This window comes from Parahaliea aestuarii, from assembly GCF_008064635.1.
In the GTDB taxonomy this organism is placed as follows: domain Bacteria; phylum Pseudomonadota; class Gammaproteobacteria; order Pseudomonadales; family Halieaceae; genus Parahaliea; species Parahaliea aestuarii.
The window spans coordinates 262355-282482 of the sequence record NZ_VRYZ01000005.1; the positions used below are offsets into that span (position 1 = coordinate 262355).

Annotated in this window: 20 protein-coding genes and 1 tRNA gene; 13 read left to right on the forward strand and 8 right to left on the reverse strand. The window is 63.3% G+C overall.

Going from position 1 to position 20128, the window contains the following annotated elements:
• Positions 1 to 225 precede the first annotated feature (225 nt).
• From meaB to bcp, 3 genes are all read left to right on the forward strand, one after another.
• On the forward strand, positions 226 to 1191 hold the full coding sequence (gene meaB / locus FVW59_RS12835; protein WP_148064742.1) for a methylmalonyl Co-A mutase-associated GTPase MeaB: 966 nt from the start codon (positions 226 to 228) through the stop codon (positions 1189 to 1191).
• A gap of 4 nt (positions 1192 to 1195) precedes the next feature.
• A complete protein-coding gene (locus FVW59_RS12840; protein ID WP_148064743.1) occupies positions 1196 to 1519 on the forward strand; it encodes a Rieske (2Fe-2S) protein in 324 nt (107 codons plus the stop codon).
• Positions 1520 to 1597: 78 nt separating this feature from the next.
• Positions 1598 to 2074 (forward strand): thioredoxin-dependent thiol peroxidase, encoded by a 477-nt coding sequence (bcp, locus tag FVW59_RS12845; RefSeq protein ID WP_148064744.1) that lies wholly within the window; start codon positions 1598 to 1600, stop codon positions 2072 to 2074.
• A gap of 53 nt (positions 2075 to 2127) precedes the next feature.
• Here the strand turns inward: bcp and FVW59_RS12850 are convergent, their stop codons facing one another.
• From FVW59_RS12850 to xrtH, 5 genes are all read right to left on the reverse strand, one after another.
• On the reverse strand, positions 2128 to 2991 hold the full coding sequence (locus FVW59_RS12850) for a hypothetical protein (protein WP_148064745.1): 864 nt from the start codon (positions 2989 to 2991) through the stop codon (positions 2128 to 2130).
• 154 nt (positions 2992 to 3145) lie between these two features.
• Complete coding sequence (locus FVW59_RS12855; protein ID WP_148064746.1) at positions 3146 to 4588, reverse strand: cryptochrome/photolyase family protein; 1443 nt, start codon at positions 4586 to 4588, stop codon at positions 3146 to 3148.
• 51 nt (positions 4589 to 4639) lie between these two features.
• Entirely contained in the window at positions 4640 to 5620 is a 981-nt protein-coding gene (locus FVW59_RS12860; RefSeq protein WP_148064747.1) for a YbgA family protein, read from the reverse strand.
• Between the two features lie 64 nt (positions 5621 to 5684).
• Positions 5685 to 6320 carry an exosortase H-associated membrane protein gene (locus FVW59_RS12865; RefSeq protein ID WP_148064748.1) on the reverse strand — a complete coding sequence of 212 codons (636 nt, stop codon included), beginning with the start codon at positions 6318 to 6320 and terminating at the stop codon, positions 5685 to 5687.
• Positions 6317 to 6817, reverse strand: coding sequence for an exosortase H (gene xrtH / locus FVW59_RS12870; RefSeq protein ID WP_148064749.1), 501 nt, complete (start codon positions 6815 to 6817; stop codon positions 6317 to 6319). The genes FVW59_RS12865 and xrtH overlap by 4 nt, the downstream gene beginning before the upstream one ends.
• A 76-nt stretch (positions 6818 to 6893) precedes the next feature.
• Between xrtH and FVW59_RS19625 the strand changes: the two genes are divergently transcribed.
• Together FVW59_RS19625 and FVW59_RS12875 are read left to right on the forward strand one after the other, a co-directional pair.
• Positions 6894 to 7070 (forward strand): hypothetical protein, encoded by a 177-nt coding sequence (locus FVW59_RS19625; RefSeq protein ID WP_187275876.1) that lies wholly within the window; start codon positions 6894 to 6896, stop codon positions 7068 to 7070.
• A complete protein-coding gene (locus FVW59_RS12875; RefSeq protein ID WP_148064750.1) occupies positions 7070 to 7543 on the forward strand; it encodes an LEA/WHy family protein in 474 nt (157 codons plus the stop codon). Before FVW59_RS19625 ends, FVW59_RS12875 begins: the two co-directional genes overlap by 1 nt.
• Before the next feature lie 7 nt (positions 7544 to 7550).
• Here FVW59_RS12875 and FVW59_RS12880 read toward each other — a convergent pair whose 3' ends face one another.
• Together FVW59_RS12880 and FVW59_RS12885 are read right to left on the reverse strand one after the other, a co-directional pair.
• Positions 7551 to 8903: a sodium-dependent transporter gene (locus FVW59_RS12880; RefSeq protein WP_148064751.1), complete on the reverse strand. Its 1353-nt coding sequence runs from the start codon at positions 8901 to 8903 to the stop codon at positions 7551 to 7553.
• Positions 8904 to 8955: 52 nt separating this feature from the next.
• Positions 8956 to 12237, reverse strand: a complete 3282-nt coding sequence (locus FVW59_RS12885) for an AsmA family protein (protein ID WP_148064752.1) — start codon at positions 12235 to 12237, stop codon at positions 8956 to 8958.
• A gap of 56 nt (positions 12238 to 12293) precedes the next feature.
• Between FVW59_RS12885 and FVW59_RS12890 the strand changes: the two genes are divergently transcribed.
• The 8 genes from FVW59_RS12890 (at position 12294) to FVW59_RS12925 (ending at position 19825) form a co-directional block, all read left to right on the forward strand.
• A tRNA-Leu gene (locus tag FVW59_RS12890) sits at positions 12294 to 12382 on the forward strand.
• 162 nt (positions 12383 to 12544) lie between these two features.
• Positions 12545 to 13243 (forward strand): DUF3348 family protein, encoded by a 699-nt coding sequence (locus FVW59_RS12895; RefSeq protein WP_148064753.1) that lies wholly within the window; start codon positions 12545 to 12547, stop codon positions 13241 to 13243.
• Between the two features lie 2 nt (positions 13244 to 13245).
• Positions 13246 to 15546: a DUF802 domain-containing protein gene (locus FVW59_RS12900; protein WP_148064754.1), complete on the forward strand. Its 2301-nt coding sequence runs from the start codon at positions 13246 to 13248 to the stop codon at positions 15544 to 15546.
• Complete coding sequence (locus FVW59_RS12905) at positions 15543 to 16169, forward strand: OmpA family protein (RefSeq protein ID WP_148064755.1); 627 nt, start codon at positions 15543 to 15545, stop codon at positions 16167 to 16169. The genes FVW59_RS12900 and FVW59_RS12905 overlap by 4 nt, the downstream gene beginning before the upstream one ends.
• A complete protein-coding gene (locus tag FVW59_RS12910; protein ID WP_148064756.1) occupies positions 16162 to 16923 on the forward strand; it encodes a DUF2894 domain-containing protein in 762 nt (253 codons plus the stop codon). Before FVW59_RS12905 ends, FVW59_RS12910 begins: the two co-directional genes overlap by 8 nt.
• 44 nt (positions 16924 to 16967) lie before the next feature.
• Entirely contained in the window at positions 16968 to 18218 is a 1251-nt protein-coding gene (locus tag FVW59_RS12915; RefSeq protein ID WP_148064757.1) for an NAD-binding protein, read from the forward strand.
• Between the two features lie 91 nt (positions 18219 to 18309).
• Positions 18310 to 18915: a dUTP diphosphatase gene (locus FVW59_RS12920; RefSeq protein WP_148064861.1), complete on the forward strand. Its 606-nt coding sequence runs from the start codon at positions 18310 to 18312 to the stop codon at positions 18913 to 18915.
• A gap of 7 nt (positions 18916 to 18922) precedes the next feature.
• Complete coding sequence (locus FVW59_RS12925) at positions 18923 to 19825, forward strand: hypothetical protein (protein WP_148064758.1); 903 nt, start codon at positions 18923 to 18925, stop codon at positions 19823 to 19825.
• Here the strand turns inward: FVW59_RS12925 and FVW59_RS12930 are convergent.
• Positions 19822 to 20106, reverse strand: a complete 285-nt coding sequence (locus tag FVW59_RS12930; RefSeq protein ID WP_148064759.1) for a 4a-hydroxytetrahydrobiopterin dehydratase — start codon at positions 20104 to 20106, stop codon at positions 19822 to 19824. The two genes, FVW59_RS12925 and FVW59_RS12930, sit on opposite strands and share 4 nt — an antisense overlap.
• Between the last annotated feature and the right edge of the window lie 22 nt (positions 20107 to 20128).

Here is a 20128-nt window from a genome sequence, read left to right on the forward strand (position 1 = left end):
GTGCATTCAGGGCTCCATAGGAGCGCCGTGTGGGCCGGTAATGCCCTCAACGGGCGTCAGCCGCCAGGACGGGGCGGCTGTCGAGCCTGTACATGGCGGTCCGGCGCTCCGGTGTACGCTTTTTGGCGGTCCGGTGAGGGCATTACCGGGCTGCGCGGTGCGGTTGCCGGCGTTCAATGCCAAGTGAACAATGAACAACAAAGCAAACAGGTATACTCCCACCCAATGAGTCATATCGATCTGGACAGCCTGCTACAAGGCAACCGCCGCGCCCTCGCCAAGGCCATCACCCTCGTCGAGAGCAAACTCGATAGCCATCGCGAGCAGGCTCAGGACATCCTGCAACAGGTACTTCCCCACACCGGCAACAGCGTTCGCATCGGCATTACCGGCGTGCCGGGCGTCGGTAAATCGACCTTTATCGAAGCCTTTGGCCTCTACCTGATCAGCCAGGGCAAGCGCGTCGCCGTACTGGCGGTGGACCCGAGTTCCCCCGTAGCCGGTGGCTCCATCCTGGGCGACAAAACGCGTATGGAGGAACTGTCGCGGCGGGACGAGGCCTTTATCCGTCCCTCTCCCTCCGAGGGCGCCCTCGGCGGCGTGGCGCAGAAAACGCGCGAGACCATGCTGCTGTGCGAGGCCGCTGGCTACGACGTCATCCTGGTGGAAACCGTGGGTGTCGGCCAGTCCGAGTACCAGGTGGCCGGCATGGTCGACTTCTTCATGGTACTCATGCTGCCCGGCGGTGGCGACGAACTGCAGGGTATCAAAAAGGGCATTGTCGAACTGGCAGACGCGCTGGTCATCAACAAGGCCGACGGCGACAGCTCCACGCTGGCCAAACGCACCCGCCAGCACTACAACAACGCCATGAACCTGCTGCGCCACACCAGCTTCTGGACGCCCCGGGTCATGACCTGCTCGGCGCTGCAGAACGAGAACGTCGATGCAGTCTGGGGCATGATTGTCGATTATTATTTCCAGGCGCAGGACAACGGCGCCTTTATCAGCAAGCGCGCGCGCCAGAACCGCCAGTGGATGCACCAGCTGGTCGATGAAATGCTGCACCTGGGTCTCGCCCGCCACCCGCGGGTCAGAGAGATCCTGCCGGCGTTGGAGCGCGATGTAGCCGAGGGCAGGGCGACCGCCTACGCTGCTGCCCGCCGGATCATGGACGTTTTCCAGGCCTGATGGCATGCGATTCTTCCCGCTGGAGAAACTGATCAACCTGCACGATCACTACACCCGGCGCTTCAAGATCGATAGCGTCGAACTGCTGTTGATACAGCGGGCGGGTGAGCGCTACCTGATCGAGGCCCGCTGCCCCCACCGCGACCATCCCCTGGATGCGGCGACCATTGCCGATGGCATCATTCAGTGCGCCCTGCACCAGTACCAGTTCGCGATTGCCGACGGTCAGCTGATTCACGCCACTGAGGAGCCCTGCCGCGGCCTGCGCACCTTTGAGCTGGTCTACGACGGCAACGAGGTTGGCGTGATGCTGAATGACGGCGAATAGCGCGCCGGGGTTAGCCTTTCGTGGAGGGTGCAAGTAGACTCAGCGGCAATTCCCTTCACCCGCTGTTGAGGAGGCCCCATGGCACACCCCAAAATTGGCAATATGGCACCGGCGTTCAGCCTGCAGGACCAGGACGGCAACAAAGTCAGCCTGAAAGACTTCAAGGGCAAACAGCCGGTCGTGCTGTTTTTCTACCCCAAAGCGATGACCCCCGGATGCACGGTGCAGGCCTGCGGTATTCGCGATATTCGCAAGGAACTGGACAAGCGCGGCGTTGCGGTGTTCGGTGTGAGCCCGGATCCGGTAGCGCGTTTGCCGAAATTCATCGAAAAGCAGGGGCTCAATTTTTCCCTGCTGTCCGACGAGGATCACGCCATCGCTGAAAAATACGGATGCTGGGGGCTGAAGAAGTTCATGGGCAAGGAGTTCATGGGCCTGATTCGAACCACCTTTATCATTGGCCAGGACGGTCGCCTGTTAAAGGTGATGGACAAGTTCAAGACCAAGACCCACCACGAGGATTTGCTGGCGGAGCTGGACGCGCTGGGAGTCTGAAACGCCGGCCGCCCCGATGGGGGCGGCCTATCGCAAGTCAGTCGCGACCTGGATCAGTTGCCGAACAGTTTGCCGAAGGCTTCGCCCACTGCCTTGCCGACATCCTCCGCAGCGGAGCCGCTACCTTCGCTGCCCTGATCGGCTGGCGCATCCTCATCGCTGCTGCCGCCACCAAACAGGCCGCCAAGGCCGCCGCCGCTGCCGTTCTGGCCACTTCCGCCGCCAAACATGCCGCTCATCATGCCACCCAGGTCAGTGGGTTCCGCCGGCAGGACAAAGCGCTGGGCATCCACGGTGGTGTCCTTGATCGAGCGGACCTGCATGTCCTTGCCGTAGCGCAATACCCCCTTGTCGAGGTCGGCCAGTTGCTGCTGCAGTTTTTCGCTGGCTTCTACCTGCTGCTTGATATCTTCCTCGTCGAGGTTGCTGGCTATGGTATTCGCCATGTTTTCAATAGCGTCGCGAAAGCCAATCGCCAGCGGATCGCTGGACAGCACCATGGTGTCCTGCCGCTCGCGACCCTCGTGGTCGACAAAGCGCAGTTCGTAGACCTCGCCCTTGATGCCGCCCAGGGTTTCACTGGCGCCGGTGGCCTTGAGTGAGATGACCTTGCTTTCGACCGTGTTCGGAGTGGCGCTGGCAGCCATCTGGCCGAACATGCGGAAGGCCGAGCCGAGGTCGAAGACCATGGGTTTGCCTTCGTTGTAATTCACCACATACATTTTTTCGTCGCGCAGCAGCATGTAGCCTTCGCCGTTGGCGCCGGCGTTGATGCGGAGCTGGTTGCCCTCGTACTCGAAGGTCATGACTTCGCCATCTTCGGTGGTGACCTCGGCAATGTCGGCGCTGGCAATGGTGCTGCCCAGGGCCAGAGTGATGCCACAGGCGAGTGCGGTTTTCTGGATCTTGCGGATCATGGTGTCTTCCTTTGGGGTTATCACTGGGGACACAGGGTCCTGACTGGGGCAAGGCTATCCCGCGATGCCCGTACTGCGGGGCAGGCGCTGCCCCGGTCTTTCAGACAGTGTTCAGTGTAGTGGTTTGGCGCAGAATTGCCACGCGGCAGAGGGCTCATTGGCTCAAACTGCGGTAGCTTTCCAGGGCGCGCTCGCGCGCCAGGCGGTGATCGACCAGCGGTAGCGGATAGTCCCTGCCGAGCACAATGCCGGCTTCTTCCAGCGCCGCTGGCGGCGCCTCCACCGGGCAGTGCACATAGCGGGCGGGCAGGCGTGCGAGTTCCGGCACCCAGTGCCTGACATACTCCCCGTCGGGGTCGAATTTTCCGCCCTGGGCGGAGGGGTTGAAGATGCGGAAGTAGGGCGCCGCATCCGCGCCACAACCGGCCACCCACTGCCAGCTGGCGGCGTTGTTGGCCAGGTCGGCGTCCACCAGCGTATCCCAGAACCAGGCTTCGCCATCCTGCCAGGGCTGCAGCAGGTGCTTGGTGAGGAAGGACGCGGCGACCATCCGTACCCGGTTGTGCATGTAGCCGGTCTGCCACAACTCACGCATGCCGGCGTCCACCAGCGGGTAGCCGGTCTGGCCCGCCTGCCACGCTTTCAGCAAGCTGTCGTTGCGTTGCCAGGGAAATGCCCTGAAGGCCTCGCGGAAGGGCTCATCGGGCAGGCCGGGGAAGTGATGCAGCAGATGGTAGGAAAACTCACGCCAGCCCAGCTCGCCCAGAAAGCGCGACAGTTCCTCCGTCAGTGCAGGGTTGCCGCGCGCCTGCTGGCTGGCGGCGTGCCACACCGTGCGCGGCGAGATTTCGCCAAAATGCAGATGGGGTGAAAGACCGGAGGTGCCCCTGAGAGCGGGTACGTCGCGGTCGTGACTGTAGCTCCCCAGACGATCGCCGAGGAAGGCCGCAAGTGCCGCGGCGGCACCCTCGCTACCCGGTTGCCAGCGCTCGTCCCAGCCCCGGGCCCAGTCCGGCTTGCGCGGTGTCAGTTGCCAGTCGGCCAGTGAATCCGAGGCGGGTAGCTGTGCGGGTGCGGGAAGTGTGTCCGGGGGGCTAAGCGGCCAGCGCGGCTCCGGTGCCGAGCGGCAGGCCTTCCAGAACGGCGTGAATACCTTGAAAGGGGTGCCCGCGCCTGTCAGCACACTGCCCGGTTCAAACAGCAGGCTGCCGGCAAAGCGGCGCAGGGTGATGCCCATTTCCCCCAGCGACTGATGCAGTTGCTCTTCCAGGCTGGCGGCCCAGGGTTCGTACTGCCGGCTGCAGAAAACCCTGCTGGCGCCACTCTCGCGACACAGGTCGGCCAGAATCTGCCGGGGCTCCCCCCGGCGCAATACCAGTGGCAGGCGGTACTTGCTCTTTAACGTTGTGGCCAGTTCGGCAAGGCTGTGGTGAAGCCACCAGCGCGAGGCCCCGCCGGCACGCCAACGGCCCGGTGAGTCGTCGTCGAGTATGTAGAGCGGTAGTACAGGCCCGCCTGCGGCGGCAGCTGCCTGCAGGGCGGGGTGGTCGTTGATTCGCAGATCCTGGCGGAACCAGAGAATGATGGTATCGGGCATGATTGGGGTACGTCGTTTCAGCGCAGTCGGATCAATGCCCCGGCATCTCTGTTACAGATGGTTGCGTAGGCCGAGTTCGTCCGGGTAGGGCTGCAGATAGGTTTGCCCGGCAATGTAGCGGTCTGGGTGATTGGCAAAATGGTGGCGCAGCATGGTAATCGGCACGACCAGGGGGATTAGGCCCTGGCGATAGTCGTCGATCAGCGCCTTGAGACGCTGGCGCTCGGCATCACCCAGTTCCCGCTTCAGGTAGCCGGAGATATGGAACAGGACGTTGGTATGGGAGCGCACTGTGGCGCGCCGTGAAAGTGCGTCCATCAACAGGGAGATAAACTCGCTGGCGAGCGCGGAGATGTCGCGTTTGCCCGCATTGGCCAGCAGGCGGCCAATTTCCCGGTAGTGGCTGACGCTGTGGGCCATGACCTGGTACTTGTAACGGCTGTAGAAGGCGATCAGCGCGCCGGCATTGAGGCCGCTGGCGCAGCACTGGTGCCAGTCGTGGTAGGCAAAAACGCGGGCGATGAAGCTGTCTCGAAGGCCCGGGTCATGCAGGCGCCCATCGTCCTCCAGCGGCAGCAGGGGGGCGGCCCGCTGCAGCGCCGCGGCGAAGATACCCTGGCTGTCTGCGCCGACCGGATTGCCCTTTTCGTTATAGCGCTTGACCCGCGCGTAGCCGCAACTGGGGCTGTTTTTTACCAGGATATAACCGCAGAGTTCCGGGGCCCGCGACAGCACGTCCCGGGCAAAGCCGTCCAGAGCATCGGTGTAGTCGCGCTGGTGAGTGGCCACGTCCAGCGCCCGCACCTGATCCGCGTCGCTGCCGACCAGGTGAATCGGCGGGCGCGGCACGCCCATGCCGATGCCCACCTCGGGGCAGAAGGGGCGCAATGCAAAGGCCTGTTTCATGCGCTCAAGGGCCTCGTGGGCGCGCTTTTGACTGCCGTCGTAGCGCACCGGCTGGCCATTCAGGCAGGCGCCGATGCCAACCACCGGTCGCGACGTATCCGTTGTGGGGTATTCCTCAGGTTTCATAAGCCTTGTTACGCACAACCGGCACTAAAAGATCAGCCGGCGCCGGTATCCTGGCGCCACGCAGTCAGAGTTCCGGGGAGGAGCTTCCGGTGGCCGCTGCCGCCACCGGTACACGGCCAAGGTTTTGCAGCAGCGCGGAGTCGCGGGCCATCCACAGCCACATCAGTACCGGGGCCAGGGTCGGAATAATCAGAGTGTTGAGCTGGTAGAGCAGGGCGATCACCGGCGGCGGGGGCAGTGGCAGCGCCGCGCGCTGAAACAGCGCATCCTGCAGGCCGAGCATCAGGTTTTTCAGTTCGATACAGACCAGCCCGATTGCCATCAACAACCAGAGCACTACCATGCCGCGGCAGAAGCGCTCGATCGCCTGCGGCACCCGGGCGGCGAATATCAGGGCGGCGTAAAAGGGCAGGGAATAGGACACCAGTCGGGTATCGACGGGATAGGCGAGCTGGTAACCGGCCTGCTCCGCGCTGACCAGGGCGCCGTCCACTTCGCCGAAGTGGGTAAGCACCAGCATGCGTGTCTGGTCCAGCGATACGCCGGCCACGATATCCGGCAGGCCCCACTCCAGGGCGTAGCGGGCCAGCAGGAAGGCCGGGGCTGCGGGCAGGGTGCCCAGCGCGTACCACAGCCCGAACAGAGGGATCATCAGCAGTATGACCCAGCCCATGAATCGCAGGGGCGTCGCCGTATTCACGCCGCAGCCACCGGTGCCCTGCGTCGCTCGAGGTAGCGCAGGTAGAGCAGGAATACGATCAGCACATCGAGCATGATCAGCACCGGCCACAGATAGAGGTGGGTAAAGGAGAAAACAGCTTCATTCCACTGGCCGAGGTAGAACAGGCTGATGATGCGCAAGATGTTCAGTACCTGGATGGTGATAAAGCCGAGGCCGATGGCCAGCAGGCGGTCACGCAGGGAAGCGGGGAAGGCAATGATACCTGCGATCAGGACAATGGCTGCCTCCACGCCATTGCAGCCGGCTTCAATCGATACGGCAAAATGATTGGTGGTGTGTTCGATAATGCGCCCGTAGGCCACCACGTCGCTGTCGAAGGGTGTGATCAATGCCGCGCTGAGTGTCGCCAGCCAACCGGTAAAGGGTTGCACCACATGCAGCTGCACCGCAGTCAGCATTTCCAGCGTGAAAAGGCCGATCAGGACGGCGAGAAAGACGAGAATAAACTTTTTCATGTGGGTGCTATTATGGTGAGCTGGCGTGGGCTTGGAAAGGCCCGCGAGTGATCAAACTGACATGGCGAGGCAATTCATGTCCAAGGGCGCGCGCTGGATTGGTCTCGCACTGACCCTGGCGATGTTTGTATTCAGCACCTGGATGTACCTGCAGACCGGTGACTGGGTGGCGCTGGTCTTTGCCGGCGGCAGTTTCGGCTATGCGATTTTCTTCATGGCGGCGAAGAAAGCCGGCAACAAGGAGATTTCCTGATGTTCATCACCGTTGTGCGTGAATGGCCCCTGCGACTGGCATGCCTTTTTACCCTGCTGCTGGCGAGTGGATGCGCCTCGCTGATTGCCGATATCGATCCGCCCGCAGTCACCGTGGAGAACGTGCGTTCGCTGCCGTCCCAGGACTCGGGCCCACGCTTTGAAATCACCCTGCGGGTGGCCAATCCGAACAAGCAGGCCCTGGAAATCGCCGGTATCAGTTACACCATCGATATTATGGATCACGAACTGGTCAGTGGTGTGACCAACCAGGTGCCGCGCATCGAAGCCTATTCGGAACAGGTGGTAAAGCTGGAAGCGGGCGTGCATCTGTTCCAGATGTTGCGCTTGCTGGCAGATCTTGGACGCAGCCAGGGCGATGCCCTGGATTATCGCTTTGCCGCCAAAATTGATTTCCAGGGCTTTCTGCCCACCCAGCGGGTGGAAGAGACCGGCAGCCTCAAACTGAACTGAGGCCGCTTCAGCCCAGTAGAGACTGGGCGAAGATGGCGAGAATAATCAGCGGGCAGACCACGCGTACATAGCCTGGCCAGATCTTCCAGAACAGGGTGTTTTCTGCTGTCGGATTGCCCTTGCGCAGTTCCTGCAACAGGCTGTCCCGGTGCCACAGCCAGCCGGCGTAAATGCAGAACATAAAGCCCAGCAGGGGCTGTGCATAGCGGGTGGTGAGCGCGATTACGAAGCCGAACAGCTCGCCGAAATTCAACAGGATAACCGTACTGATAATGGCGATGGCACCGCCGATCAGTACCACCGCTTTCTTGCGGCTCACGCCGTGTTCCTCGATGGTGTAGGCAACCGGCACTTCCAGCATGGAGATGGACGAGGTCAGCGCGGCGATGCTCATCAGGAAGAAAAAGGTCAGCGATACAACGGTGCCGGCCAGGCCCATGGTGTTGAACAGAGCGGGTAGTACCGTGAAGATCAGGGTGTCCTCAGAGATCAGGGTGCCACCGGCATTGAAAATCTCCACGCCGTTGTGCAGCGCTACGTACATCGCCGGAAGCACCAGGAAACCCGCCAGTACCGCGATGGTGATATCCACCAGTGTCACCATGCCCCCCAGGCTGGGGAGATTCTCCCGGTCGGACACATAGGAGCCGTAGATCAGCATGGTGCCGACCCCCAGGGACAGCGAAAAGAAGGCCGCCCCCAGCGCGCTGATGATCAGCTGCGGGGACAGTGCGCGCTCGAAATCCGGCAACAGGTAGACGCGCAGGCCATCGGCGGCGCCGTCCAGTGTGAAAACGTAGAGCGCGAGCACCACCAGGGTGATCAGCAACATGGGCATCAGGCGGCTGGACCAGCGCTCGATACCGCCCTGGACCCCCTCCGAGATGATGCCGATGGTGAGAACCATAAACAGCGCCATGAACAGGACGTTGCGGGTAAAACTGAATTCGGTGAGCCAGCGGGCTGCGTCGGCGAAGCCCAGCAACTCCACGATGGACCCCAGGCAGTGGGCCATCATCCAGCCGGCCACGATGGCATAGAAACTGAGAATCAGGCTGGCGATCACAAAACCGATAATGCCGGTGCCGGCGCCGATACGGCGACTCAGTGAGTTCGGCGCAATCTGGCGCAGGGCGTTAACCGCGTTGGCGTGGGCGTGGCGGCCGATGATCAGTTCCGCCATCAATGCCGGGTAGGCCAGTGAAAAGGCCAGCACCAGGTAGACCAGCAAAAAGGCGGCGCCGCCATTGCTGGCCGCCTGGGTGGGAAAGCCCCAGATATTACCGAGGCCGACGGCGCTGCCCGCGGCAGCCATGATAAAGCCAAAACGCGAGCTGAATTCGCCCCGGGGAGATGCCATAGAAGAGAGTTCCGTGTGCTTGTTATTGCGGCGGGGAGTGTAACACGCAGGTTCACGCCGGGGGCAGGGCTTCGCAGGGTCGGACCGGCCCGCTGCGCTCCCGGTCCAGGCCGAGCAGCTTCATCGTCAATTTCGGGATCAGCATCAGGGCTTCCGCGGAGGCGTCGGCGGTGGCGGCAATAGGGGATACCCAGGTGCGCGGCTTTTTCATACTGCCGCTGAGGGTCACCGCCGATGGTATCTGCAGCACCCGGCTTTTGGACAACGGTTTGATGCGCACGTCGAGCGTCTGCTGCACGAGGTTGAAGGTGCCGGTGCCGGTGGCGAGCATACGCGGCGATTCGATATACAGATTTTCGCTGCGGGCAATGCCGGAGCGCAGGGTGAAACTGGCCATGCTGCAGTCCACGTGGGTCGAGGTTTCCAGTGCCGCGCCCGAGTAGATCCAGGCCAATAGATCGGTGGCCAGCAGGTCGTAGGCGGCGCCCTGGATCTCGACGGCCTGCAGCGCCATCGACAGGTTGCCATCCAGGCTGCCCAGCCATTCGGCCGCGCCGTGGCCGCGCGCGCTGACGCCGCCACGCAGGCTGAGCACGCCGGTCACATCGGCCTGCAGACCGAGATCATTGATCAATTGCCGCATGTTCAGTGACAGGGCCTGGCCGCCGAGGCTGAGCGCCGGCGGTTTTGCCGCGAGGTCGATAACACCGGCCAGCTCGAGGTGTCCCTGGCCGCCGCGGAAATTCATGCGCCGCAGCAGGTAGCGGCCGGCGCTGCCCTCCAGGGCGAGGTCGATATCCTGTACATCGATGCTGTCGCCGCGCAGGCGCCCCAGTTGCAGCTGCAGATCGAGGGGATAGGGCGGCAAGTTGGCGATAAAGCCTTCCAGGGAAGCGTCGGCTTGCCCCGTACTGGCTTTCGGTGCCGGAGACGTATCGCCGGCTTGCAGGCCAAGATCCGCCAGGTGCAGGGACGGTGCGCTCAGGCGGGCCTTCAAAGCGGTGATCGCGCGTTGTTCGTGGCGCAATTCAGCGCTAACGTCGATCGGGTTCTCACCCAGGGTACCCCGGGCGCTCAAGTTTAGGCGGTCGCCCTCAGCGTTGGCCTTCAATTGCGCCCTGAGCGGCGCCAGATTGCGCCCGCTCAGCGCCTTGAGCAGAGCCGGGCTGGAGATCGCCAGTTCTGCGGCCATCTCTCCGGCGGTCTGCCCCAACAGGTCGCTGGCGGAACCGCGGGCGGTCAGGTACAGGGCGCGGTTGTCGTCGCTGTTTACGGCAAACGCCGGGAGGTGCCAGTGACCGTCGCGCTGTTGCAGCTCAAGGGTGCCGGCCAGGTGTCCCAGCGGCTGTGGATAGCGAAAGTCGTCGAGCTGGCTGTGAATCAGGTTGCGCAGGTCGAGGCGGGCAAAATCCAGCGCCAGGCGAGTGCCCGCCAGAGTCGTCAGATCGTCAATGCTCCCTGTTACCTTGAGTGCCAGCTGTTCGCTGTCGATTCCGCCGCGCAAATTGTCCAGGCGCCAGCCGGCGTCAGCCTGCTGCAACCGGCCGGTCAGATTGACAGCTCCCAATACCGGTACCGGTAGAGTCAGGTACTGGGACAGGGCGCTGGTGTCACTCAGGCTGGCGGCGATATCCGCCCGCAATTGCCGCGGCAGACCCTCCGGATTCAGTTCCCCCGATACACTGGTCAACACGATGCTGAGGTCGCTGTCCTCGAGCCGGGCGCTGCCGGCGCTGAAGCGGATGCTGTCGGCATTGCCAGTGGCGAGGGCAGACGCCGTCAGGCGAAATTCACTGTCGATATCGAGGTCAAACCACTGCCTGATCTGCGCCAATGTGGGCGCCTCCAGTTCGAGCTTGATATCGATGTCGCGCACTGACGTGAGGGCGACTGGCGGCGTCAGATCGACGGTTCCGATGGCACCGCTGGCGTGCAACTGAGTCTGCCCGTTCGCTCCCAGCCGGGCCTTGATGCCGCTCAGTGCCAGCTGGTCACGGCTGCCCCCCAGTGTGGCTTCGAGCTGCCAGGGGCCGGGCTCGAAGGGTAACTCGCCAATCCACGGGTGCAGCACATCGAGTCCGCTGCCGCGGGCCAGTAGCTGGACTTCATTGTCTTCTGGCTGGATGCTCGACCCGGTCAGTGCGCCCGGCGCGAGGCTGCCCTGCAGGCTCAGTTCGAGTCCGCGCTGGTGGCGGGTTTGCAGGGTAAAACGGGGCACGGCCAGGGCGTCCACCGGCCCCTCTATGGTCAGTTCCGCGGCGGCGCTGCCGAGGTTGGAGAAGTCGGCCTCGATCCAGTTGAGCAGCAGTCCCAGCTCTTCCAGATGTCCGGTGGCCTCGGCCTGCAGCAGGGTGTCTCCCGGCCCGCGGTAGTCGAAGCTGCCGCGGGCGATGAACTCGTACCGGGGCGCATTCAGCAGGGCGAACTCGGCTTCAGTGAGGCGGAACTGGCGATCGTCACCCTGCAGTCGCCCGCGCACCTGCAGGGCGCCCTCCAGTGCCGCCAGGCTGTCGCCAAAGCCTGCCAGCCGGTTGATATCCGGCAGCGCGGCGTTGAGGCTGAAGTCATAGCTGAAGTCGTCGACGCCACCGAGCACCTCGCCCTCCAGAATTGCCAGACGAGAGCTGCGGGTGGCGTGGAGGTCTGCGCGCAACTGTATACCGCGGAAACCGCGGGTGTTGTGCAGGGCGTAGAGATAAACCGTGGTGTCCAGCGGTTCCCCGTCATAGTCGCCGACGGCGTGCAGACGATAGCTTCCCGCGCTCTCGCGCTCGCCACTGAGCTGCTGCAAGGGGAAAACCAGAATGTCTTCGCCGTGCCGTATCAGATGCACCGAGCCGATATGGAGTTGCCGCGGCAGCCAGCGCAGGTAAGCCATCCAACTGGCCGGCCCGGGATCCTTGGTGCTGTCGTGGGAGGCAATATAGACGGTGAGGTTGTCGGCGCTCAGGCTGGCATTGCGCAGGCGGTCGAAGGGCAGGTGGTGCGGTTTCAGCGTGGCGTGGAAGTTGTGGATGCTGAGCAGGGGGAGATTATCGCTGCCGTCCTGGTAGAGCAGTATCTGCCGGGCGGAGACCTTGTCCTCGGTGAGTTGCAGCTGTGCCCCGTTCAATTCCAGCCGCAGATCGCTGAACTGCGACACCGCCCATTTCAGCGTCGCGATGCTGCGCTGTGGCGACTGCAGCACCCATACCCCGGCGCCGGCCAGCAGGGCTGCGCACAGGAGCAGGGAGATCAGCAGTACGGCGAGCAGGCGCATGCGGTGGCAGTAGTGACGGCGTTCGCGGCAGTGTAGCACGCTGCGCCTTGCCCGCCGCTGGCCCTGTGCTATCATCCCGCCCCCTCGGGGTGCGGCACATGCGCAGAGTCAGTTCCCCTGCAGATCGCATTGCGACGGTGGTGAAATCGGTAAACACAGGGGACTTAAACTCCCCCGGCTTTAACAGGCCTTGCGGGTTCAAGTCCCGCCCGTCGCACCATATGAAGGTCCGTCAGTCGGCGCTTCGCGCGCCTTGCCATCACCGGCCCCCCACGTATAATGCGGGCTTGTTGTTCCTTGCCTGTGTTTCGAAAAAGCGCAACTAAATCAATAAATTAGTGGAGCGCGCGCCGGGCGGGGTTCGCCCCTGCCCAATGAAGTGATGAGCCGAACGCCAACCTCCAGCAGTTTCAGCCAGACTCGCCTGATCAGTCTTCTCAGTTCTCTGGGAGGGCCGCGCGGCGACGCCGATTCGCGCCAGTTTGGCCAGCGCCTGGGTGGCCTGATCGATCTGTCGCACTCGGTGATACTGGCGGATACCCTCGCTTCGCTGGAACGCCAGCCCTTTGAGCCTGTGGACGAAGACCCGGCACGCGCACGGGAGGACTTCCTGCGGGTGCGTGCGGCAATGATGGGCGCCGTCATACGCAGCCTGGTGCCAGACGGCGGGGCGTCCCGCATACGCTGGCCAGAGGCGGTGCTGGACGCGGGGGGCGGCGATGCGCTACGGCGTTTTTACAGCGCCCACCAGCGTGAGATGGATGCCCGCGTGCGGGGACTGCAGGAGCGCTGCCGCGATGCCCTGAGGGGGTGCTCCGCGGCGCTGATGCAACTGGCCACACTGGACCAGGCGCTGATGGATGCGCTCGCCGGGCACAGCCGCCGCCTGTTCGGAAACATTCCAGATGTGCTGGAAAAAATGCAGGTGGCCGCACGGGAAATGCTGCTGCAGGGCGGCGCCGACGCTGAAGGTCAACTGAAAACCGATGTGCAGGCCTTGCTGCTGGCGGAAATCGACGCTCGCCTGTTACCTGCGCTGGGTCTGATAGAGGCCCTGGATGAACACCTGGAATGCGAATGAACATGAATAGACTGCTTTTCCCCCTGGTTGGCCTGGCCGGCGCCGCCGTCATCGCCTGGGTGGCGGCCGGCTTTGTCGGCGCGACAACGCTGGCACTGGCGGTCACCCTGTTGATCGGCGCCGCCTACGGCGTGGGTGTGGCCGAACTGTGGCGCTTCCGGCGCAGCACCGGCAGTCTGGTGGCGGCGCTGGCCATGCCCGCCGCTGAGGTCGGCACTCTGACAGGCTGGCTGGCAAGACTGGACAGCGAGCTGCGCGGGCCGGTCCAGTTGCGTATCGAAGGTCAATCAGTGGCCCTGCCCGGGCCGCTGATCACGCCCTATCTGGTGGGATTGCTGGTGATGCTGGGCCTGCTGGGTACCTTTTTCGGCATGGTCGACACCCTCTCTGGCGCCGTGGGAGCACTGCAGGGCAGTACTGAGCTCGATGCCATTCGCGCCGGGCTGGCCGCGCCGATCGCTGGCCTCGGTGTGGCGTTTGGCACGTCGGTAGCGGGTATCGCCGCGTCTGCCTGTCTCGGTCTGCTGTCGGTCATTTGCCGCCGCGAGCGCCTGCTGGCCGGGCGTGCACTGGACAGCTTTGCCCGCGACATATTTCCGGATCATCACCTGGATCGTCGCCGGCAGCAGGCCTTTGAGGCGCTGGAAGCGCAGTCCGCAGCAGTGCCGGCGGTGGTCGATCGCCTGGATGCCCTGGTGGATCGCCTGTCGCGCCTGGGCGGGGAGTTGGGCGACTCGCTACTGGCCAACCAGAAAACGCTGCAGGACGGCCTGGGTGAATCGTTCAGCCGGCTGGCGCAGCAGGTGGGCGATACGATGCACAGCAGTCTCAGCGAGAGTGGCCGGGCCGCTGCGGAGGGCATTCGCCCGGCACTGGAGTCGACGGTGTCAGCACTGGCCGAGCACAGTAGCAGCACGCAGGCGCAGCTGATCGAACTGGCGCGCGAGCAGGGCGAACGCCTGGCCGGGCATTTGCACGCGGCGACCGCTCAGTTGCAGGCTGAAGTGAATGCCGCGGCTGAAAAGCAGCTTCAGGCCCACGCCACACTGACGCAGCAAATCGGGAACAGTCTGGCTTCCTCCGCCGCCGGTCAGCAAGCCGCACAGGCAGAACAGCAGGCGGGCCTGCTGGCGAAGTTCGAGGCGCTGTTTGTGCAAACCGAAGCTCTGGTGGCACAGCGAGCAGACGCAGAGGAACGCTGGCTGGCCCAACACCAGGAGCGTATGTCCGCGCTGCTGGCACAGAGTGCAGCGGCGCTGGATGAACTGGCCAGCGCCGATGAGACCCGCGCTGCGGCAAGCCAGCAACGCCTGCTGGCCCTGGAATCCGCGTTGCAGGAACATCAGCAGGCCAGCGCAGCGGCGGAAACGGAACGCCTGCAACAACTGGATCAGCGGTTACAGGCCCTGCTTGAACAGAGTAGCTCTGCTTTGGCGGCTATCCGCGACAGCGAAGCGGAGGGTGCAACCCGTGTACTGACGCAACTGCAGGCACTGCAGGCAGAGCAGGAGCGGCAAGGGGCACAGACCCTGGAAGCCCAGCAGCAGTCGTTGGTGCAACAAGGTGAGCTGTGGCAGTCACTGGCCGCGAATCTCGCTGAGCAGCTCGGCGCCCTGCGCGACGCGGAAGAACAGAGGGCGGAAGCGTCCGCCCAGCGTTTGGCCGCGCTGGAGGCAGTGGCGGCCGAGCATCTCGGCGCGCTGGGCGCCAGCCTGGAAGCGCCGATGACGCGACTGATCGAAACCGCATCGGAAACCCCCAAGGCGGCGGCGGAAGTTATCGCCCAGCTGCGCAAAGAGCTCAGCAATAATGTCGTGCGCGACAACCAGTTGCTGGAGGAGCGCGAGCAATTGCTGGAGCGCCTGGCAGTGCTGCTCGACAACATGGAGTCGACCTCTGCCGGGCAGCTGGACGCAGTGCAGTCGGCGGTGTCCCGCTCCGCCGATACTCTCCTGGAGCTGGGGCAGACTATCGGTGCGGATCTCAATGGCAGTGCCGGGCAGCTGGCCGGGCTGGCGGTGGACGTGGCCGGCAGCGCTGGCGATGTCGCCAGTCTGGGCGAGTCCTTCCGGGTTGCGGTGGAGCAGTTCGGCGAGGCCAACCAGGCCCTGATAGATGGCCTGGAGCGGATGGAGCAGGCCATGGAGCGTTCGGGCGCGCGCAGCGATGAGCAGCTGGGCTATTACGTGGCCCAGGCCCGGGAGATTATCGATCACAGCGTCCTGTCGCAAAAAGAGATCATCGAAGAACTGCGTCAGCTCGGTGGCCAGCAGCAACTGTTCGCCCCGGAGGCGAATTCATGAGCGAGCTGCAGGACAGCAATACCGAGACACCGATCTGGGCCATATTCGGCGACCTGATGGCCGCCCTGGTGGGCGTGTTTGTGCTGATACTGGTGTGGGTGATTGGCTACCAGCTGGAGTTGGCACAGGACCTCGCCCGGGAAACCGAGCAGCGACAGGTCGAACAGCAGCGCCGCGAACAACTGGAGCAAGCGCTGGCGGGACCGCTGGCAGAGGGGCGCATCTCACTGCGCGATGGCCGCATCGGTATTTCCGGCAGTGTGCTGTTTGCCCTGAACTCGGCGGACTTACAGGAAGAGGGGCGCTCCCTGCTGGCCTCCCTGGCGGGGCCGCTGCAGGACTACCTTTCCCAGCGGGAGGAGTTGCTGATGGTCAGTGGTTTTACCGATGACCTGCCGATTCAGCGTGACAATCTGTACTTTGAAGACAACTGGGAACTGTCCGCTCAGCGCGCCCTGACGGTCACGCGGGCGCTGATTGAAGAGGGGATGCCCGCCTCCCTGGTGTTTGCCTCGGCTTTTGGCGAGCAGCAGCCGGTGGCCGCGAATGGTGACGAGGAGGGGCGGGCGCGCAATCGTCGGGTCGAGATGGCTCCGGTCCCCAGGTTGAGCAACGATGGCTGAATTCCCGGCGGAAGCGGTACTGAGCCTGCCTGCAGCGCTTCCGGATACGGATGCCATGGCGCTGGACGAGGCCCTGGCCACGCTGGAAGGGTTGGGTGTCAATCAGTACGACCCTCCGCGCTATGCCTATATCTGCGCACTGGTTGAGCGCTGCCAGCTGGCTGAGGGGCCGTTGGCCGACTGGTACGATCAGCGCGCACGCCAGGCGCTGGTGGACTACGCCGATAGCGCCGAAGCGGCCCGGGCTGCCTGGGTACAAGACGCGCAGGCACTCTATGACAACACCCCGGCATTGGCTCTCGCCATTAACACCGCCCTGGAAAACTGGGACGGGCGTGCCCTGCGTCGCTTGCAACGCGGGCAGTCGGCCTGCATCGCGGCGGGGCCGTTGGCAGAGCTGGTAACACAGATAGAGGCGCTGCACCGGGAGTCTCCGCTGGATGACGGCGGCGACAGTCTGGAAGTACAGCTGCGTCGCCAGGAGCGCCAGCTCATGGCGGAATTCGGGCAGGTCGGGGAGAGCGGCGAACTGCGTTCGGCTCGCTCCTACCGGCAGCGCATGCAACGCAGCGGGGCAGAGCGCTTGCTGGCGGACTCAGTGGCCGGGGCACCGGAGGAATCGGGGCCGCTGAATCCGCAAAAGCTGGCGACCCGGGCGCTGACAAATATGCAGCAATTGTCGGCGCCAGCCAGCGCGCGTTTTGTCGCCTGGTTAAATGCACTGCTTTACCTGGAAAAGCTGAGTCCGCCGTAGACGCGCTGGGTCACCACCGCTAAGCTGGCCTTTTTGCCGACGCCATGCAGCCGATACAGATAAAACGACGCTTCCCCTGGCGCACGGCCGGCGCGCTGTTTTTCTTTGTCGGTGCGATCGTCGCTTTTGAACTGGGCGTCACGGTCAGCGAGCGCCCGGCCGTTGCCGAGGGCTCCCTGCTCAGCAAGGCTTACTACGCCCTGACCCTGTTTGTGGTGGGCGGAGCCGATCTCGGCACACCCGAGGGGGGCAGCCTGCCGGCGCGCATGCTGCTGTGGCTGTCTTTCTTTGGTGCCCCTATCCTGGCGGCATCTACCCTTATTGAGGCCCTGCTGAAAGCCATCGCTCCCCGGCGCTGGCAGTTTCGTCGCCTGAAGGACCATATTGTGGTGGTGGGGCACGGCGAACTGACGTTCAGCTACCTGCGGGTGCTGCGCAAGCGTAACCCAAGATTACCGGTGGTGGTGGTCAGCGATGCCGCCATGGAGAGCTCGTTAATCGAAGAGCTCAAGCACAGCTTTGACGCCCTGGTAATGATCGGGGATATCACCCATGAGTACTGCCTCGACCAGCTGAAAGTGCAGCGCGCGCGCAAGATCCTGCTGCTGGATGACAACAGCCTGCGCAGCTACGAGGCCGCCAGCAAATTGTTGCAACTGGAACCGGAGATAGGCCCCCGGGTAGTGATTCACTGCGGCAACCTGCGCTTCATGCGCGCCATGTCCGATACCCGTGTGGCCCGGCAGTGCGAGACATTCAATACCTACCACCTGGCGGCCGCCGGCCTGGTGCGCAGCCACATGATTCAGCACTTTCGCGAGACCCGCTCCAAGGACGTAGTGATTATCGCCGGCTTTGGCCGTTTCGGGCAGACTATCCTGGAAGAGTTGCAGCGCTGTGCCATCGACGAACTGGCGACAGTATTTATCATCGACCGCGATGCCCGCCGCCGGGTGCTGGTCGCGGACGAACAGATGGCCTTCTCCGGCCGCTATCGCCGGGAAATCTATGACGGCGATATTTCCCATCCCGAGGTCTGGCGGCAGGTCAGTGACGCCGTGGAAGTCAGGGGGGACAACACCGTGTTTGTGCTCGGTACCGGCCGCGAAGAGGACAACCTGCGCACCGCCCTGTGGTTGCGACGCAAGTATCCCCTGTCCATGGTGATCTCGCGCAGCAGCAAGGAATCCCTGTTCGCCTCCGAGGTCGGCCAGGATCACAACATCATCAGTATCAGTATTAACGAACTGGTGGAGGACAATATCCCCGGTAGCTGGGCAGCCATCGACGGCTGATCGCTCCCGGCACAACGCAGCTGCTATGCTGGCTGTGATAGATTCTCTACCGCCAAGACGAGGAAAGGCATTGCAACAGGCACTGGAAAACATGCTGGCCATGCAGCACCGGATGAACACCCGGGTTCATGAGCACTGGATCGAGCAGAATTTTGAATGGTACCGGGCCATCTGGATTGAGTGCGGTGAACTGATAGAGCACTACGGTTACAAGTGGTGGAAAAAGCAGGAACCGGATATGGAGCAGGTGCGGCTGGAAGTCATCGATATCTGGCATTTTGGCATGTCGGCCCTGTTTGCGCCGGGCAAGAGCGAGGCGCGCCTGGCCGCCGAAATCGCCAGCGAAGTCGCCGATTACAAACCAGCTGGACTGGGTGTGCGCGAAGCCACCGAAGCGCTGGCCGAACACTCGCTGCAGAGCAAGAGCTTTTCCGCTGCGCGGTTCTGGGAGTTGATGCTGGCGGCGGGGCTGGATTTCGAATCCCTGTACTCCGCCTATGTCGGGAAAAACGTTCTCAATTTCTTTCGTCAAGATCACGGCTACAAGGACGGCAGCTATATCAAGAACTGGCAGGGCCGCGAGGACAACGAACACCTGGTTGAGTTGATCGCCGGCCTGGACCAGAGTGCCGCGGATTTTGCCGAACAGGTCTACAGCGCCCTGCAACAGCGCTACCGGGAGTTGAACGGAGGCTGATGCCAGCGTGAGTGAAGCGGCCGACAAACTTTCCACCACGGCTCTGGCGCGGGCACTGGATATCCCGCTGCAGCAGCTTTTCGTCACCCTGCGCGACTACGGCTGGATTGAACGCCGGGGCGACAACTGGCTGCTCACCCCGAAGGGCGAGTATGAGGGCGGCAGTTACCGCAATAGCAAGCGTTTTGGCCGCTACATTGTCTGGCCAGAGAAACTGGTTGAACATCCAATGCTCAGTGCCATTGAGTCCAGCCAGCGCATGACCGCCGCCTCTCTGCGACGTTTCTTTCCCGGTGTGCACGCCCGCAGCATCAATCGGGCGCTGGCGGAAATTGGCCTGCAACAGCACAGTATCCTCGGCTGGGAATTGACCGACCTGGGGCAGGCCTGGGGCGGCCAGCAGGCAGAGAGCGAAAACAACGGCACCTTTTACGTCACCTGGCCCCACGAGATAGTCGATCACCCGGTGGTGCAGCGGGAGCTGTCCCGCCTGTTGCCGGTGCACGCTCCGTCGGCGGAGGCTGGCGATGACGGGACGGCGCCCGGTGAAGTGGACTTGTTCGCCGGAGCCGCTGTTGCGCCGCTGGCGGGCCTGGACGGCCACCAGCTTAAATCCAGCCTGCAGCGCCAGGTGTGTGACTGGCTCTACCTGGCCCAACTGGTGCACGCACATCACCGCGCGCTGCCCTGCGAAGAGGCGCTGTACGCCGATTTCTACCTGCCCCAGGGGCATGTCTATATCGATTGCTGGGATGACGAAGTAGCTGGCGGTGACCTGTCGGCCCGATTGCGGCGGCGGGAGTACTACCGGGACCTCGGGCTCAAGGCGATAGAAGTCAACAAGGGCGACGGCGAGCGCCTGGACGAAGTGCTGGGCCGGGGGCTGCTGGCTTTCGGTATTCGCTGCTAGAGCAGGCTGTTGATCTGCCTGGCCAGGGCGAAATCCCGCTCGGAAATGCCGTCGCAGTCGTGTGTGGTCAGATGGATTTCCACCCGGTTGTAGACATTGGACCATTCCGGGTGGTGATTGGCCGTTTCTGCCAGCAGCGCTACCTGCGACATAAAGCCCCAGGCGTCGACGAAGTTACTGAAGACAAAGTGGCGGTAGAGCTTGTGCTGGTCAATACCCCAGTCGGGCAGGGATGCCAGCATTTCCTCAATTTCGGCGGCGGACAATTTGACCAGTGACATTGATACATCCTCGCTTGTACAG